This is a genomic window from Mycobacterium sp. 20KCMC460, from assembly GCF_022179425.1.
Lineage (GTDB): Bacteria > Actinomycetota > Actinomycetes > Mycobacteriales > Mycobacteriaceae > Mycobacterium > Mycobacterium kiyosense.
Window position 1 is genome coordinate 3,935,788 of the sequence record NZ_AP025524.1, and the last position, 15,690, is coordinate 3,951,477.

4 protein-coding genes and 1 pseudogene are annotated in these 15,690 nt (G+C 60.9%); 2 read left to right on the plus strand and 3 right to left on the minus strand.

The annotated features are described in order from the left end of the window. Window positions 1-194: 194 nt before the first annotated feature. Entirely contained in the window at window positions 195-5,021 is a 4,827-nt protein-coding gene (locus MKCMC460_RS18260) for a RecQ family ATP-dependent DNA helicase (RefSeq protein ID WP_238304668.1), read from the plus strand. 9 nt (window positions 5,022-5,030) lie between these two features. On the opposite strand, the pseudogene MKCMC460_RS18265 reads toward MKCMC460_RS18260, so the two are convergent. Then, window positions 5,031-6,192: pseudogene (locus tag MKCMC460_RS18265) on the minus strand (IS3 family transposase). A 487-nt stretch (window positions 6,193-6,679) separates the two neighbouring features. Here MKCMC460_RS18265 and MKCMC460_RS18270 point away from each other — a divergent pair. Continuing rightward, the gene (locus MKCMC460_RS18270; protein WP_238304669.1) at window positions 6,680-13,159 is read left to right on the plus strand and encodes an SNF2-related protein; all 6,480 of its coding nucleotides are present in this window, start codon (window positions 6,680-6,682) and stop codon (window positions 13,157-13,159) included. A gap of 42 nt (window positions 13,160-13,201) precedes the next feature. Here the strand turns inward: MKCMC460_RS18270 and MKCMC460_RS18275 are convergent, their stop codons facing one another. Both MKCMC460_RS18275 and MKCMC460_RS18280 read right to left on the minus strand, forming a co-directional pair. Continuing rightward, entirely contained in the window at window positions 13,202-14,362 is a 1,161-nt protein-coding gene (locus MKCMC460_RS18275; RefSeq protein ID WP_236982618.1) for a Xaa-Pro peptidase family protein, read from the minus strand. Continuing rightward, on the minus strand, window positions 14,359-15,585 hold the full coding sequence (locus MKCMC460_RS18280) for a Xaa-Pro peptidase family protein (RefSeq protein ID WP_238304670.1): 1,227 nt from the start codon (window positions 15,583-15,585) through the stop codon (window positions 14,359-14,361). Before MKCMC460_RS18280 ends, MKCMC460_RS18275 begins: the two co-directional genes overlap by 4 nt. Window positions 15,586-15,690: the final 105 nt, after the last annotated feature.

The window sequence follows — 15,690 nt, forward strand, 5'->3', positions numbered from 1 at the left end:
CCCAGCGGCTGCCAGACTTACAGTTGCACCACGGATCCACAACTCCGCCGAGCCGGTGTCATACCCTGTGGCTGGACATAGTGTCGCCGTCAACGGCTGGATACCTTCCGGGCAACGAAGAATCGCTGACGGTTCAGTCCACGTAATGGGGTGTCACGTTTGAGAAAGCACCCCATGGTGCGCCGGGAGCCGCATTGACGGAACCGCGGCGCACACTGCATCCGGCAGCCGAGGCAGCCCATCAAATACTCGCCGACCACGGACCTTTGTCCGCGGTCGAGCTTCGTGAACGGCTCCGCAAAGAGGGCTTCGCTCAGCCTCTTGAACGGATTCAGCAATGGCCCGATCGCTTCCCGCAACACTTTGGTGTGACTTCCGGGGGGCTCCTGCACTGCGCAGAGCCTAGAGGCGTCGAATCGCACTCAGTCGACATAGACGACAATGACGCAGCCAGTGATGACTGGTATGTCGCCCAACCCGTGCGGGTTCCGCGCGACCGAGTCGCGGTGCTGGATTTGGAAACGAGCGGCCTAAATCGCACTACCGACTTTATTACCGAACTAGCCCTCGTGGGGCTCGACGGCACAATCCTCCTGGACGTCGTAATTGCTCACCCGGGTAACGTCTCTAGCTCAGCAGACGCACTCCTGCTTGCCGATGCGGTACGCGTCCTTACTACCCGGTTACAGGACGTGGACTTGCTTATTGGCCACAATCTGCTTGCCTTCGACCTGCCGTTCCTCAAGCGCGCTGCGGATCGCGAGGGACTTCAATACCCACCATTCCCCCAGAGCGCCGACAGCATCGACCTTTCGCTATTGGTCGATATCTCGCTTCCGAACCGTCAGCTTGCCGACCTCGCACAGCGGTATGGGGTCACTAATGAGGCACCCCACCTTGCCGTATCCAACGCCATGACGACGGCAGCGGTCGTCACCAGACTTCTTGACGAAGTCGACATGGCTGAGGCTAGCTGGCAGCTAGCTGTCGCGATCCTCGAAACGCACCATCATCCTTTGGCATTGCTTTTACCGAGACTCCAATCAGCACCCGACCTGTCCCAACTGACTCGACCTCTTGACCCTCTGCTGACCCCGACCGCTCCCCCATCCTCCGATGCGTGGTCAGGGACTCGCGACACTTTTCCGCTGCTCCGACAGCGTCGCGGACTCCGGCCCCGCCCGAGTCAACAGGAGATGGCCCAAGCGGTAGCTGAGGTGCTTGACGGCGGCGGAAGACTCGCTGTCGAAGCACCGACTGGCACGGGCAAATCACTGGCTTACCTTCTGCCGGCTCTCGGGCGGGCATCTAGACCGCGACAACCGGTCGTAATCGCGACCGCAACAAGAGCGCTCCAGGGACAGCTTCGAGAGGAGGCCGCGGCCCTGCAGAAAGAGGGTCTGCTAAGCGCCCCATTCCGACAGCTCCAAGGGGTCAACAACTATGTCTGCGCACGTGAGCTCGAGGACGTGTTGCCGGACCAGGAAGCCTCGGGGTTCAGCATCGCCGTCGCGATGCGGGCAATAGCCCAGTCTCCCAACGGCACCTGGGATGACGTTACCGACGACGTCATTCGACGCGCGGACATCCGTTACGCGCGCACACGTGCTCGGTTACGGACCACCGCCGCGGGCTGCGAACGCTCCCACTGCAAGTGGGCCACTGTATGTCCTCTCGTCCAGCAGATCAACGACATCAGCGGATCCCCGGGTGTCGTGTCGGTGAACCACGCACTAATCGCAGCGTGGGTCAAGGTAAGTCAGGCTCCAGGCGACGTTCTCGCTGAGGGGCGCGCCGATCTGGTCTTTGACGAGGCTCACGCTCTAGAGGACTCTTTGACAGCTGCGTGGACAGAACGAGTCGATGCCGTGGAGCTCGAGATCCTTGTCAACTCTCTATCTCCCCGGTCGAAACTGATTCGTGAAATCCGTTGCCGCACTGGTAGAGATCAGTCAACAGACCATGCCATTCAACAACTTGCCACGGGCTCCAGCGCCGTCCGATTGAGCGCTGCCGACCTTGCGTCCGCAATCAACACATATCTACATGAATACGGCGGAAAGACCGATACGGCGGTCCTCCGTTCCGGACTTGTCGATAGTCGCCCCGAGTTCAGAGCACTTCGGCAGGCCGCATCCTCGGTTCGATACAACCTGATTCAATTCGCGAAAGCCATTACTTCTCTTCGCCACTCGCTGGACCAAGTGGCCGGTGCCGCGTCAGCCAAACGACGGCTTGATGGATACTCGGAGCGAGTCGACGCCGCCATCAATCTCCTTTACACGTTGGGGCCGCTACCTGACGGACACCTGTGGGTTTATCGGCTCAGCACAGACGAGGATGATTCCGCCGCTTGGAGTTTCGAACGGCTGCCGATTCACGTATTCCCCGCGTTTCAACAGTCAGTGGTCGACAGGACGCATTCGACGGTGCTTTGTTCGGCGACGTTGACCGTCGAGCGCCGCTTCGACTACATCGCCTCAAGATTGGGTATCCGCATCGACCCGCAACCCGCTGACGGCGTGTTTCGTGCACTTCGGCTCGCGTCTCCGTTCGATTATCAGCAGCAATCGGTCGTCATACTGACCAACCACCTGCCCATCCCGATACCGGTCAATGAACGTGAGTTCTGTGAGGAGATGGCCGCCGACCAGACCGGTTTTCTGTCGCTGTCCGGTGGAAAGACCCTCACACTCTTCGCGGCGCGAGTACGCATGGAGGCGGTGGCCGATGCCGTTCGGACCAAATCCGCCGAACTTGCCGAACGGGGGGTCGAACTACTCGTCCAAGGTGAGCAGGGACGCAGCCAGATTGCACAGCGGTTCAAAGCCGAGCCGGGCACAGTGCTGTACGGGTTAAAGTCGTATTGGGAAGGATTCGACGCACCGGGCGAAACATTGTCGTATCTCTTCATCGAGAAGCCCCCATATCCACACCCGGATGATCCTCTGGTATCCGCACGCCAACGCGCAATCGCCGAGCGGGGCGATGACCCCTTCCTCGACTACGTCCTCCCCCTGACAGCGATGCAGTTCACTCAGGGATTCGGACGTCTGATCAGATCCGAAACCGACCGAGGTGCCGCACTTGTGTGCGACCGCCGACTGCACTCACCGACACAAGCACAGCGCGTCCTCCTCGGCTCACTACCCGACCCTACGATCCACGAGGCGGTCGACCGCGACGACGCATGGACGCGCGCGATCGAATTCGTCACTGGCGCTGCACCTGACCTGACTGCGGCAATTTCGTTCGGACGCGACGACGTCAGTCAGCTGTTGGAAAGCCTGCGCCTCGTTGAGGGAGAGGACCCTGTGCCGAAATTCATCGAGGCTGCCGAGAAACTATTTGGCATCACTGATCTCCACGCCAAGCAGCTGGAGGTGATGTGCGCGATCGCTGCAGGCAACGATGTTCTCGCCGTTCTGCCAACCGGCTTCGGCAAATCCGTCTGCTTCCAACTGCCGGCCTTGCTGGCCCCCCAAGCACGGGCCACTGTCGTCGTCTCACCGCTGGTCGCGCTGATCAAAGACCAAGTCAATGAGCTGCGCGGCCGCCGAGGTATCAGGCCGGTGCAAGGAATCATCGGCTCCACTTCACGGGTAGTCCAGATAGAAATACTCCGTGACACCGCCAGTGGTCAGGTTCGTCTTCTCTATGTCTCACCTGAACGACTGGCCCGTGATCCGGTCCTGCGTGGCGCGCTCGGACGCCAGCAACTCAACGGAGTCGTAGTGGACGAGGCGCATTGTGTTTCGGTATGGGGTCACGATTTTCGGCCCGAATTCCGGCAGGTACCGGCGTCAGTCGCGACTTTCGAGACACGCCCATCACGTATTGGATTGACTGCAACGGCCACTCCTGAGGTGGAGGTCGACATCGTAGCGGCCATGGACATGCACAATCCTCTCACGGTGCGCGAACCCAGCGACCGGCCTAATTTGCGGTTCCGAGTCCACGAATGCGCCGACGGGAGGGACCGACTTCGAGAACTTCTGCGGTTCGTCACGTGGTCGGGCAGCAATCCCGGCATCGTTTATGTCTCGAAACGTGCACTCGCCGAGGAAGTCGCAGCCGTTCTACGGCGGGCGGGTCACGCCGCGAGGGCGTACCACGCAGGCATGGTCCCCGAACAGCGAGACGCTGTCCAGGAAGACTTCGACTCAGACACCACCCGAATCATCGTTGCTACCAAAGCATTCGGCATGGGCATCAACAAGCCCAATATTGCGTGGGTGGTTCACTACGACCTGCCGGACTCACTCGATGGCTACGCGCAGGAGGCCGGGAGGGCGGCACGAGCCCGCGATGTCATCGGCGAGTGCTTACTGCTGTACACGAGAGCTGATATTGCTCGTCGACGCAGTTTGGTCGATGGGCATGAATCGAAGTCAGACGCAGCCATCACCCAACAACTGCTGAGCGAACTTTGGCGATGTCCGCAACGTGGTGAGAGCAGGGTATTTGACATCGACGAGGTTGCCGACAAGCTCGGCATCAGTGACGACGAAATCAACGTCCACTTAGCCCAACTCGAACGCGTCAACGCACTGCGCCTGGGCCTCGATTGTTCAGCGCGGGGCACCGTCGAAGTCGGTTCACGAGAGCCAACGGAAGAAAGTGATAGAAGGCTGTTCCGCGAACTGTTCTATAAGGCGAATCGAGCCCGCCCTAATGTCCGCGTTCAACTGGACTTCCAACAGCTCTATGATCAGCGTGGTTATGAGCCAGACACGTTAGAACGAAAGCTGATTGACTGGTCCCTCGACCGCCTCGTGACGTTCTCGAGTTCTCGTCGGCTTCGCCGGGTCCATCTGCTGGCTAGAGTTGCATCCCGCCCCGCACTGGAACGAGAGTCTGCCAGGTGGAAGCTGTGGCAGCAGCGTCGCCTCAAAGCGATGATCGCCTACGCCACAAATCAGTCGGATTGCCGACGGGTCGTCATCGGAACGCACTTCGGAGACCAGATCGCCGATTGCACAAGCCGGAACATCGCACGGGTCTGCTGCACGATCAGGTGACAGTTTCGGTCACGCGGCCTGACTGGCCGGTGTGGTCATGATTGCTTCGAATTCGATCGGGGTCAACCGCCCGAGGCCGGACTGGCGGCGGCGCCGGTGGTAGGTGCGCTCGATCCAGGTGACGATCGCGATGCGGAGTTGTTCTCGGGTGTCCCAGCGGCGGCGGTCGAGCACGTTCTTCTGCAGCAGGCTAAAGAAGCTCTCGATGGCGGCGTTGTCGCCGGCGGCTCCGACACGGCCCATAGAGCCGACCATCTCGTGTTGATTCAAGGCGTGTACGAATTTCCTTGACCGGAACTGAGATCCGCGATCCGAGTGCAGAATGCACCCCGCGACATCTCCGCGTCGGGCTACCGCGCTGTGTAGTGCCCGGATGGCCAGTTGTGACTTCATTCGGAGTCGATGCTGTAGCCGACGATCCGGTTGGAGAACACGTCCTTAATCGCACAGAGGTAGAGCTTGCCCTCACCGGTGCGGTGCTCAGTGATGTCACTGAGCCACAACTGATTTGGCCCTTCAGCGGTGAAGTCACGCTCGACAAGATCGTCGTGCACCGGCGGCCCGACTTTGCCGTTCTTGCCGCGTTTCTTACCAAACACGCTCCACAGTCGATTCTGCGAGCAGATCCGCCATGCGGTGCGCTCGGCCATCGGCTCGCCGGCATCGCGCGCCTCCTCCACGAGGTAGCGGTAGCCGAACTCCGGATCGTCTGCGTGCGCGTCGAACAGCGCATTGGCGCGGTAGGCCTCGATGAGTTCGGCCTCGGTGATGGGGTCGGCCAGCCAGCGGTAATACGGTTGGCGGGAGAGCTGCAGTACCCGGCACGTCACCGCGACGGGGATCCCGTCGGCGGCGAGCTCTTTCACGAGCGGGTAGACCCTTTTCCCGGCAGATTGGCCTGCGATAAATACGCTGCGGCCCGGCGCAGCACCTCGTTCTCTTGCTCTAGCAGTTTGATCCGCCGTCGGGCTTCGCGCAGCTCACCGGACTCGCTGGCGCTCTTGCCGGGCTTGGTGCCTTCGTCGATGTCGGCCTGACGGAGCCATTTCTGCAGCGTCATCGGGTGCACTCCGAAATCGGTGGCGATCTGCTCGATCGTTACACCGTCATCGCGGTTGCGAGCGACCCGGACGACGTCGTCGCGGAACTCGCGGGGGTAGGGCCTTGCCATGGGGACATCCTTCCAGCCCGCCCATGCTGGGCAAGCCAACTCAGATGTCACCTATTCGTGCAGCAGACCCCACCCTGCGACCGCTGCAGTCAAGAGTCACCGCCATGGACGACCCTTGCCGACCACTTGGTCCCCGACCCCGAGTTGCTGGTGAACGCTGAACTCACTGTGCTTCAGGCCATCGCCTGGGCCTCGTCGTACCGGCGCGGATCCTATGGCGAAGCGAGCCTACGCGCTGCGGTCCTTGGCAAGGAATCCTTGGGCGAAGGACGCCCTCTCGGTGCAGGTGTACTCAGTTGCCCTCAGTTCGGCGCCTTGCGTCACGTACGAAATGGGGAGAAGCGCTGGCACGAGGCACTGAACAAGCTGCTGTCGGATGGTCTTGTAGAACGTCGCATCGTCGAACGCGAAAGCTCGCGAAGTTCCTACGACACCCTGTCTCTGACTTCGACTGGGGCTCAAACACTAGGAATCGCGGTGTCACACAATGATTGAGAAAAGAATTACTCATCAACTGCTGGAGACTGGCGAACTTACTCTGACTGAGCGTGAATCCGTCGCGCTTACCCTGCCAGCCCACAGCTCCTCCGTCGTCCTGGAGCTCGACGGAGAGGCCTTTCACGCCCAATGGAGTGGGCGGGGTCGCCAGCTCACAGGGGACATTCTTATCGAGCGACTGCAAGATTACGGGCAAGACGGTGGGCTACTCCGGCTTCGAAAAGTGGACGACGTATACCGTTTGGAGTTGCTCCCGCCCGGAACTCCTATCCGGATCACCCAAACCAAGCCAAACACTTTAACCACAAAAACGAGCAGATCCAAAGCGGCTCGTAGACGCACGGTCGATCGTCAGTTCCACGCGGACACTGAATATGACTGGACTGCAAACCAAACAATAGGATTTCTCAAGGAAGCCCGTGCACTCCTCGGCGATCAACTGAAAGCGGCAGGATTCGACCCTTTAGAGATTGTGGAACTCCGCCTTCAAGGCGAGGAACTCGCGACTCTCGATGATTTCGAGGAGCTTCTTGCCGTCGATGTCGCCAATGTCGACCGCATGCCACACCAGGAGGCTGTGGCTCGCCACGCATTGTCGCGCCTTCGAGGGCGTGCAGTCCTAGCCGATGAAGTTGGTCTCGGCAAGACAATCGAAGCTGGGCTGGCAATCAAGGAACTCACGCTGCGCGGTCTGGCTAGGCGTGTCCTCATCCTGTGTCCGGCTCCCCTTCGCGACCAATGGCGCGAGGAGATGCAGCAGAAATTCGACATATCTTTCGAGGTGGCATACCGAGGATCTGAGGTACAGAAACAGGAAAAACTGATCTTAAGCCTGACGCTGGGCCGCAACGTCGCCGACAGGCTAACGGAAAAGCCTTGGGACATAGTCATTATCGATGAAGCTCATCGCGCCGCGAGCGCGGGGGCGCGTAAGACTCGCGACCTCATTACCTCCCTTACCACGGCGTGCAGGTACGCCTTTTTCCTAACGGCCACGCCCGTGCAGAACGACTTGCTCGAGCTCTACCGTCTTATCGAGCTGCTTCGACCTGGCACCTTTACCTCACTCAATGAGTTCAAACGACAGTTCATGCGCTCTTACGACCCGCGCACCCCAGATGATCCTGCGGCGCTTCGTCGCCTGATAAGCAGCGCGATGATACGAACTACGCGCGCGCAAGCCGGAGTAGATCGGGTGGTGCGGCGTGCCGTGGACGTACCAGTCGACCTCGGACCGCGCGAGCGCGAGCTGTACACACTGAGCACCGATCTGCTGCGCAATGTCATGCGCGATCCGGGTGACGCCATGCGTCGGCGCAGTCTGGCGCTCCGGCTGACTGCGAGCCCGTTCTCGATGGGCACATCCGCGTTGCGGATGGCAGAACGACATCGTGATGCACGAGTTCGTTCCGTCCTGAACGAAGTCGGCCATTTCGCGATGGACATCGTGGGCTCTGCGCGCGAAAACAAAGCTCTTGAAATAACGCGTAATTGGCTCCGTGAACACGGTCGCGTACTCATCTTCACCCAACACACAGACACCGTCACCGGTTTGCTCCGGCGCATGGAAGCCGAGGGACTGAAGGCGCGTTCGTTTCATGGGGCCATGTCGGCCGGCGAGCGCGCCACCACCATCGCTGCCTTCAGGTCGGGAGACGCACCGATTATGATCTCCACGGATGCCGGCGCAGAGGGACAGAACCTGCAGTTCTGCAACTGCGTGCTGAACTTTGACCTGCCCTGGAATCCCATGCGGATCGAGCAGCGCATCGGACGTGTCGACCGGTTAACTCAGCCCAAAGATGAAGTGTTTATTGCGAACCTCTACGCACAGCGCACAATCGACGAAAGTGTGTATCGCCTATTAGCCGAAAAGCTGCGGATGTTCGAGCTGTTGTTCGGACAGGTCACCACAATCCTCGGTGAACTGGACGATGCCAAGTCTGCGACGTTCGAAGCCCGTGTACTAGAAGCGCTGTTCGCAAACACCGACAGCAAGATGGAAGGACTCCTCAACCAGCTCGGTGCCGAGTTGGAACAGGCACGCAAAAGCGCGTCCACTCTGATAGCCGCCGACAGCGGCCTAAGCAGCTGGATGAATTCGGCTTTCGAGCATCGCAAGGGGCTTTCAAAGGCTGGCACCACCGAACTTGCCCCTGAAGTGAGTGAGCGGTCGCGAAGGCGACAACGGCGCGTGCAGAAGTGGACAAGGAGTGTGCTGCAAGCCCTGGATGCCGAGCTGGTACACGACACAGGCGCAGGTGAAGGCGCCTTCCTCACAGCGCAATTCGGTGAGGAGTTTACAGACGAGCTAGGTGGTCGAACATTGTTGCATCTGGCATTCGACCGGCTTGGACTCGAACAACATCCTGATGCCGAGCTCTGCGCTGTCGGCTCCCCTGTATTCGATGAACTTCTTGGGCTGTTACGTATGCGCGGTGACATGCATGCGACCGTCCCTGTAATTCCAGATGACATCGGCCCGACCCCGTTCGAGCATGCGCCCACCATGACCCTTCGAGGACGTCGGCTGGTGCCGTCGGGATCGTGGAGCGGGCAGGCGACGTTCCGGTCGACGATCGGCGAGGCCGAGACAACGGAGCATCTCATCACCGCAGAGGTGAACGGACACAACGAAAGACGGTTGCCTCGCCGACCCCTCCAAGACGGAGAAACTTTGCCACCCGCGTTCGATATCCCGGCCAAGATTATCGTGGACTTCGAGAAGGCCGCTGCAAGGCAGCTTGAAGCGCTACGCGGCGAGAGGGTTAAGCAAGTCGAAGCCGTTCAAGCAGCAGAGTTCAAGAGGATCCGTAAAGGTTACACGGCGCAGATCGCCGAAGCTGCTCCCGACGACCGGGCCCGTTTGGAACGAGCGTTACGCTCCGAGGAGAAGCGACTCAGCCGACGCCCTGACATTCGTGCTCGGGCCAAGCTGCTCGCTGTCGTCCTCGACGAGGACGACTGGTTAGTCGAGGAATGCTGGTCGGGACCGAACGGCGCTGAGGGAACGCTCACTTATGAGTGGGACCAGAGCTGCCGGGAAGCACCCCTAGTGATTAGTGATGCTAGCTCGGAAAGTATTAGCGTACTGGCATTGTGCTCAGATTCCCATTGGGTGGACGCTTCCGAGACGGCCCACTGCCAGTCCTGCGATCAGTATCTGTGCAGCGCGTGCGGCGATGACGCACTCTTCAAAGAATGTCCTCTCTGTAGCCTGACTTGCTGTAACGGCTGCCGACGAGTGAGCGGCGGGTTGTGCCGGAACTGTGCCGCTGCGCAACGTGCTCCCGAATTAGATGACGAGTCAGCGATAGCTTGGCGGATTAACGCCGGAGCTGTTTTGCTGGTCGGCGAACGAGTTGCGACATTGCATCGCAACGGATCGCAGCCGATAAATCTTGTTCGTGACGAGGATGCGAATGACCACTATCGGGCCCAAATGCGTTCATACGCAGCAGCAAATGGTCTCACACTCGATGCGGGATTGGTTTTGCGCGATTATACCGAGCGCTCCGATGTGGGAGATCCCTCGCGCACGCGACTGGCAACGGCGGCGGCGGTGTCCGTTGAGTATGCGGTTATTCCGGCGCACTCCACGTCCATCGAACCCGCGGCACTGAACGAGCTGCCACACCACCCCGAAGTAAGAGTGTCCTCCGAGCGGGAGTTTAATGCGAATTCGTTTCTCCGAAAACTCCGCACTGAAGTCCCCCCACCACCACCACCGGCAGTCATAGTCACTCGCCGCTCCAAATTCGTCGACATCTACTTGGAGGCCGACCGAGTAGTCAGAGAGACAGTCACGGTTGCAGACGGTGGCGGAATGATACTGAACAATCGGCAAGAAGCTCACCTTGTTTGGCGCGAACCCTCTCTTGATAGCGACGTGCTTGCCGAGGTGGTGATAAGTGATGCGCTCGTCGCTCTGCAACGCCGGAATGATGCGGTAGTTGTATCCACATATGTGGAAGGGCAAATTGACTCTGATCCCCCTGCTCAATGGCACTCTTGCCCCGACGCACGGTCGCTTGCGCTACAACTTGCGTGCTTTGACCGCCTCCAATCACTAGGCATGCCCGGGGGGCGCCTCGCAAAGCGAGCCGACGAAGCCTTGAATATCACTGGTCACTTCCCGTCTCCGTCAGAGTGCCAACTCGCCAGCCGAAAAATCGAGCCAATCTCGGTCCTGGCCGAACCCGATTCGACCACGGTATTGATGCCAGCCGATGTTGCCTCACTCAAGAAGCTAGGATTGTCTCTCGATATCACTGCCGCTCAAGCGTTTTCACCACTTCTTCCCTCGTTGGGCCGGGCATTACAGAAGCATGCCGTGCGGTCTTTCACCGCAGTGGTGCTCAACGGGTTCGAAGTCGTCGAGCGATGGCGCGGACACGGCACTGCGGTTCATTCGTACCGAACATTCAACGGCGAGCCGCATCCCCCTGTATTGAGCGACAGCGGGACCCCCTCAATGGATTTCGGCGTGTGCCGAGATGGACACTTCTATGAGGTAGGCACGGCTGCATTCTGCGACGCGTGCCAAACCTGGGCGTGCCGGGCCTGTGACGGTGTCGAACATTTAGCGACCATGCCATGCCTCAGCTGCTCAGCATCCGTTTGCCGACGATGCTTATCGTCTGAGCACACAGCACCGCCGAGCATCTGCGTGCTGTGCGGTGATCACGCCTGCTCAGACTGTGGACGTGATCCTTCTGTTGTCCCTTGCGCCAGGTGCCAACGCGTCATGTGCGCGTTCTGCCGTCGCGGAGACATTTGTGGCGCATGCGACGAACTACGTCCGGCTACGGACAACGAATTGGCCAACCTACCAAAGGACCTGGTAGCTCGCGGCGCCCGCGCCCTCATCGGCAAAGACAGTGACGCCCTTGTGGTCCTCGTCAACAGGGGAGAAGTCTTCGAGAAGGCAATCGTACGCAACGGATCCATCGACAGCTGGATTGCTTACGGCAGGAACAACATTGACGCCAGCTATCGACTGCGCCTCGCCGCAAGTGCGCTGTTCGGAGTTCAGATCGCACCTATAGTCACTCCACTTCGACCGGAACAACCCATCGCTGAATCTTACTTAGATATTCAGTCGGAACGATCCTTCAGGCCGGGGTGGTCAGTCGAGGAGCTCGAAGTTTCGGGCTGCAGTCCAAAGTCATTCAAGACTCCCGATGGAGAACTCTGCGCAATCCTTGCCGACGAGTTCCCTCCGCTCGGACAATTGCCGGAGCCTGCGCACACTGTGCCTCAGCCGGTCGGCGCAATCTTTAACGGCATGCGAAGGCCCAAAATCTTTCCGCTGGTCGCGAGATGGGATCGCTTCGGATATTCATTGGCAGTCACGTCTGCAGGCATCTATAGCGCTACCTTCGAAGGATCTTCCGAGCGTCAAGGTCTAGCAACCTGGGCACTTCCCGGCAGTACATTTGAGTGGATTGCGGATGAATGGGAACCCGTCCCGGTAGTTAGAGCGCATGCAGCGCTTGGTGATACCGACGCCGTGATTGTGACCATGGCATCGCTTGCCGCTCTTGGCATTCGCACGATCGATCACACCGAGTGGTACGCGATCGTCGCGTCCCCAGACGCTCCCGCCTCCACCGCACTGTCACGGTCGATTGCCCTTGGCGACGCTGACCAGATCGGCATATTCACTGATCCCGCGGAAATCAGAATTTCGACGGTGGCAAACGCAGCCAAGATTTCTCTTAGCGTGAAGCCACTCGGAGTTCTGAAGACGGCGCCGCGCGCCACAGGTGATGCCAGCGCCGGCGCTTTGTCTGCCTGGGGGATATCGGACATCACTCGCATTCCTAAGCTACGTGCGCTCCCCAATGCATTCCGCGCCGAGCTGCAGCAACTGCACGTCCCTGTATCCGACTGGACGCGTCTCGACATTGGAGCTCATATCCAACAATTGGCGACGATGATTAGTGGCCAAACTTGGCTTTACGAGAGCAAGCTCGCCCCCGGCGAGGTCGAAGGCCGCCGCAGCGACTTCGGCACAGGTGCTCTGCTGGACTCCGGATTCATCGATCGCGAGGGACATTTCGGGCTGGAAATCACAGAATGCAGTTACTGCAGCGACGTAACCTGTGCGCTGTGCGTCGATAAGGTCGTGCTATGCGATTGCTGCGCAGTCCCGATCTGCAAGCGTTGCATTCGCGAACCGTACAGAAATCTGTGGCTTTGCCCAGCATGTATGTCGTCTCGCCCGCCTACGCGCAGTGAAGCTCGCGATAACGGCCGAATCTTGTTAACGCGCAGAATGTTGATCGGCACGGACCCAAGGCACACTGTGGTGTTCGAACGGTCCAATCATCACTGGGCGCGCCGAGCGGCCGACGGCGAGAAGCAGATTGTGGCGAACCCATCGGTCGCAGATTTTCTCGATGCGCAGCTGAAGACCGCCAAGAGATCGGCTGAAAGAAGAGGACGAGGGGCTGCTGGTTGTTGACGGAACGCATCACCGCCGTCAACCCCCGAAACAACATACAAATCACAACCTCCCATACCGCGACAGCACCTCAGCCCCGCCAGCGGAAACCAGCACCGTCGCCCGCTCCAGGCACCCCCCGACGCCGGCCTGAACAACCCAGGACTGCACGCTCAACACCATCCCCTCCTCCAGCACTGCCCCAAGCCCGCGCCCCAACCCGATCACCGGCGGCTCCGCCCCCAGCCCAAGTCCGTGCGCCAACAGCACCGACGCCGCCCCGAAACCCAAACGCTCCCAAGCCTTATACAGATCCGCACCTAAAGCCCCCGGCCGGCACGCCGCCACCAGCGCATCCATCCCCGCCGCGCACCGCCCAGCCAGCGCGGTCGAGCGCACCGACCGGGATCCCCCCACCATCCGCGTACACGCCAGCCCCGCCTCATATCCGGCATATAAAGCAGAGGGCGCCAACACCACCAGCTCCCCCTCGCGAACAGCCCGAGACCGAGGCACATGCCGAAACGGCACCGACCCCCGCAACGGCGTTGCAAAACAAACACTTTCAGTAGGCGCCACCGGCACGCCCAGCCCCGCCACCGTCGAGTAGTACACCGCCAGCAGCTCCCGCTCGGTGACCCCGGGCTGCAACGCCGACTCCATGACACTCAATGCCGACTCCGAAATCGCGGCCGCCACAGTCAGACACGTGATCTCCTCGGCCGTCTTCACCCGCCGCGCCACATCCAGAACCGGCCCGGCGTCCACGAATTCCGACACACCCAACGACGCGGCCAGCAACGCGAAGGACGGCGTCATCCCGTCGGTCCCGATCCGGCGTGCCTCCCGCAGCCCGGGCACGGCCGCCAGCGAGGCCATCAAATTCATCGGGTTCCAACTCAGCGGATACAGATCCTCGCGGTCGATCTCCGGCGGCACGCCCTCGTCCCACGTCGACAGCAGGTGCACGCGCCCGGACGAGCGCACCACCACCGCATACGGCCCGAACGGCAAGACCCCGGCCCGCCCCAACAGCCGCGCCCCCGACACGTAGTGCACATTGCCCGCACCACCCAGGATCAGCGCATCCAGACCCTGGGTGTCCATGCCGGACAACACTTTCAGCCGCCGCTCCCCGCGCAGCCAGCTGAAGTCGACCCGAGCCCCGTCCTCGAGGCTCATCGTCCCGATCCGCACCCCGGGATCACGCGGCGCCGGACTCACGAGAAGCTCCCGAAAGGATCGTAATTAGACCCGCTCAGCTTGACCCAGCCCCGATCGGTCACCGCCACAATGTCTTCGGCGCGATACCCGCCCTCACCGTCGTCCCAGATCACCGGCTCCAGCACCAGCACCGTCCCCGGCTGCATCACCAGCTGCGCATCGAAATCATCACCGAGGTCGGTCCCGATCAGCGGCATCTCGGCACTGTCGACACCCACCCCGTGCGCCAGATAGAAATGCGTCATCCAGGGCCGCACCCCGCCGTTGGTCTCCACGGCCTTGCGCGTGAGCTCCGCACCGGTCACCCCGGGCGCCAAGATGTCCAGGCACGCGTCGACCACCGTCCGCCATCGGCGAAACTGCTTACGCTCCACGGCATTCGGCCCCCGGCCCACCAACCAGGTGCGTCCGTAATCCGAGGCGTACCCCTCCCACATGATCCCGGCATCCACCCACACCACGTCGCCGTACCGCAAAAATCGATCCGTGGTGACCGTCGGATAAGCCAGATCGCCGTGTGAGGTCCACGGTCCCGCGGCCTGCGAAGGTGCCATCACCTGCCAGATCGGGTCGATCCCGCCCGCCGACGCCCCGAGCTCGAACACCCGCCGCAGAAACACCGCACTCAGGTCGGTCTGGCGCACCCCAACCCGCAAGGCCCGCAACGCATCTTCCATCGCCAGCTCGTTGAGCAGCTGCGCCTGCCGGATGCAGGCAACCTCATCCACCGTCTTGAGCAACTTCACCGCACCCATCACCCCGGACGCGTCCGCCCACGAAACACCCTGCAAACCACGGATCATCGGGTGCGAGAAGTGGTCAATCCCCACCCGCGCACCCTTCTTGAAATGCTCCGACAACTCCGACGCGAACTCCGAGATACCGTCGTCCAGATCCGGGAACAGCGGCGGATGCAGATGCACGCCCAGCGGCACCGCGTCGGCGACCATCGAGTACAGGTGCACCATCGCCTCACCGCGCACCACGATCGCCACCGCACGGAACAACGCCGCCCGGTCGCCGTCCATCGCCGGCATCGCGACCCCGGTCGCATACGTCACCGCACTCGACGTCACCAACACCAGGCCGTCCAGACCCTGCGTCGCCATCTCGGTCTGCAGCCGCGCGAACCGCTCCCGGCGCATCCGGGTCAGGTCCGGCTTGTCCGGGATCGCCACGCCGCCGATGGTGGCCCCTGCCGCCCAGTCCTTGATGTCACCCACCTACTTTTCCGAGCGGCCCCCGAGCCGAGCCGAGCGAACCCGAACAGACCCGAGCGAGCCCGAGCGATTCCGATCGGCCCAGAGCGTATTAGTGCAAAGATAGCC

What these genes read in the sequence shown, in the direction of transcription:
- MKCMC460_RS18270 (WP_238304669.1), top strand. Translation starts at nt 6,680, where the DNA reads ATGATTGAGAAAAGAATTACTCATCAACTGCTGGAGACTGGCGAACTT.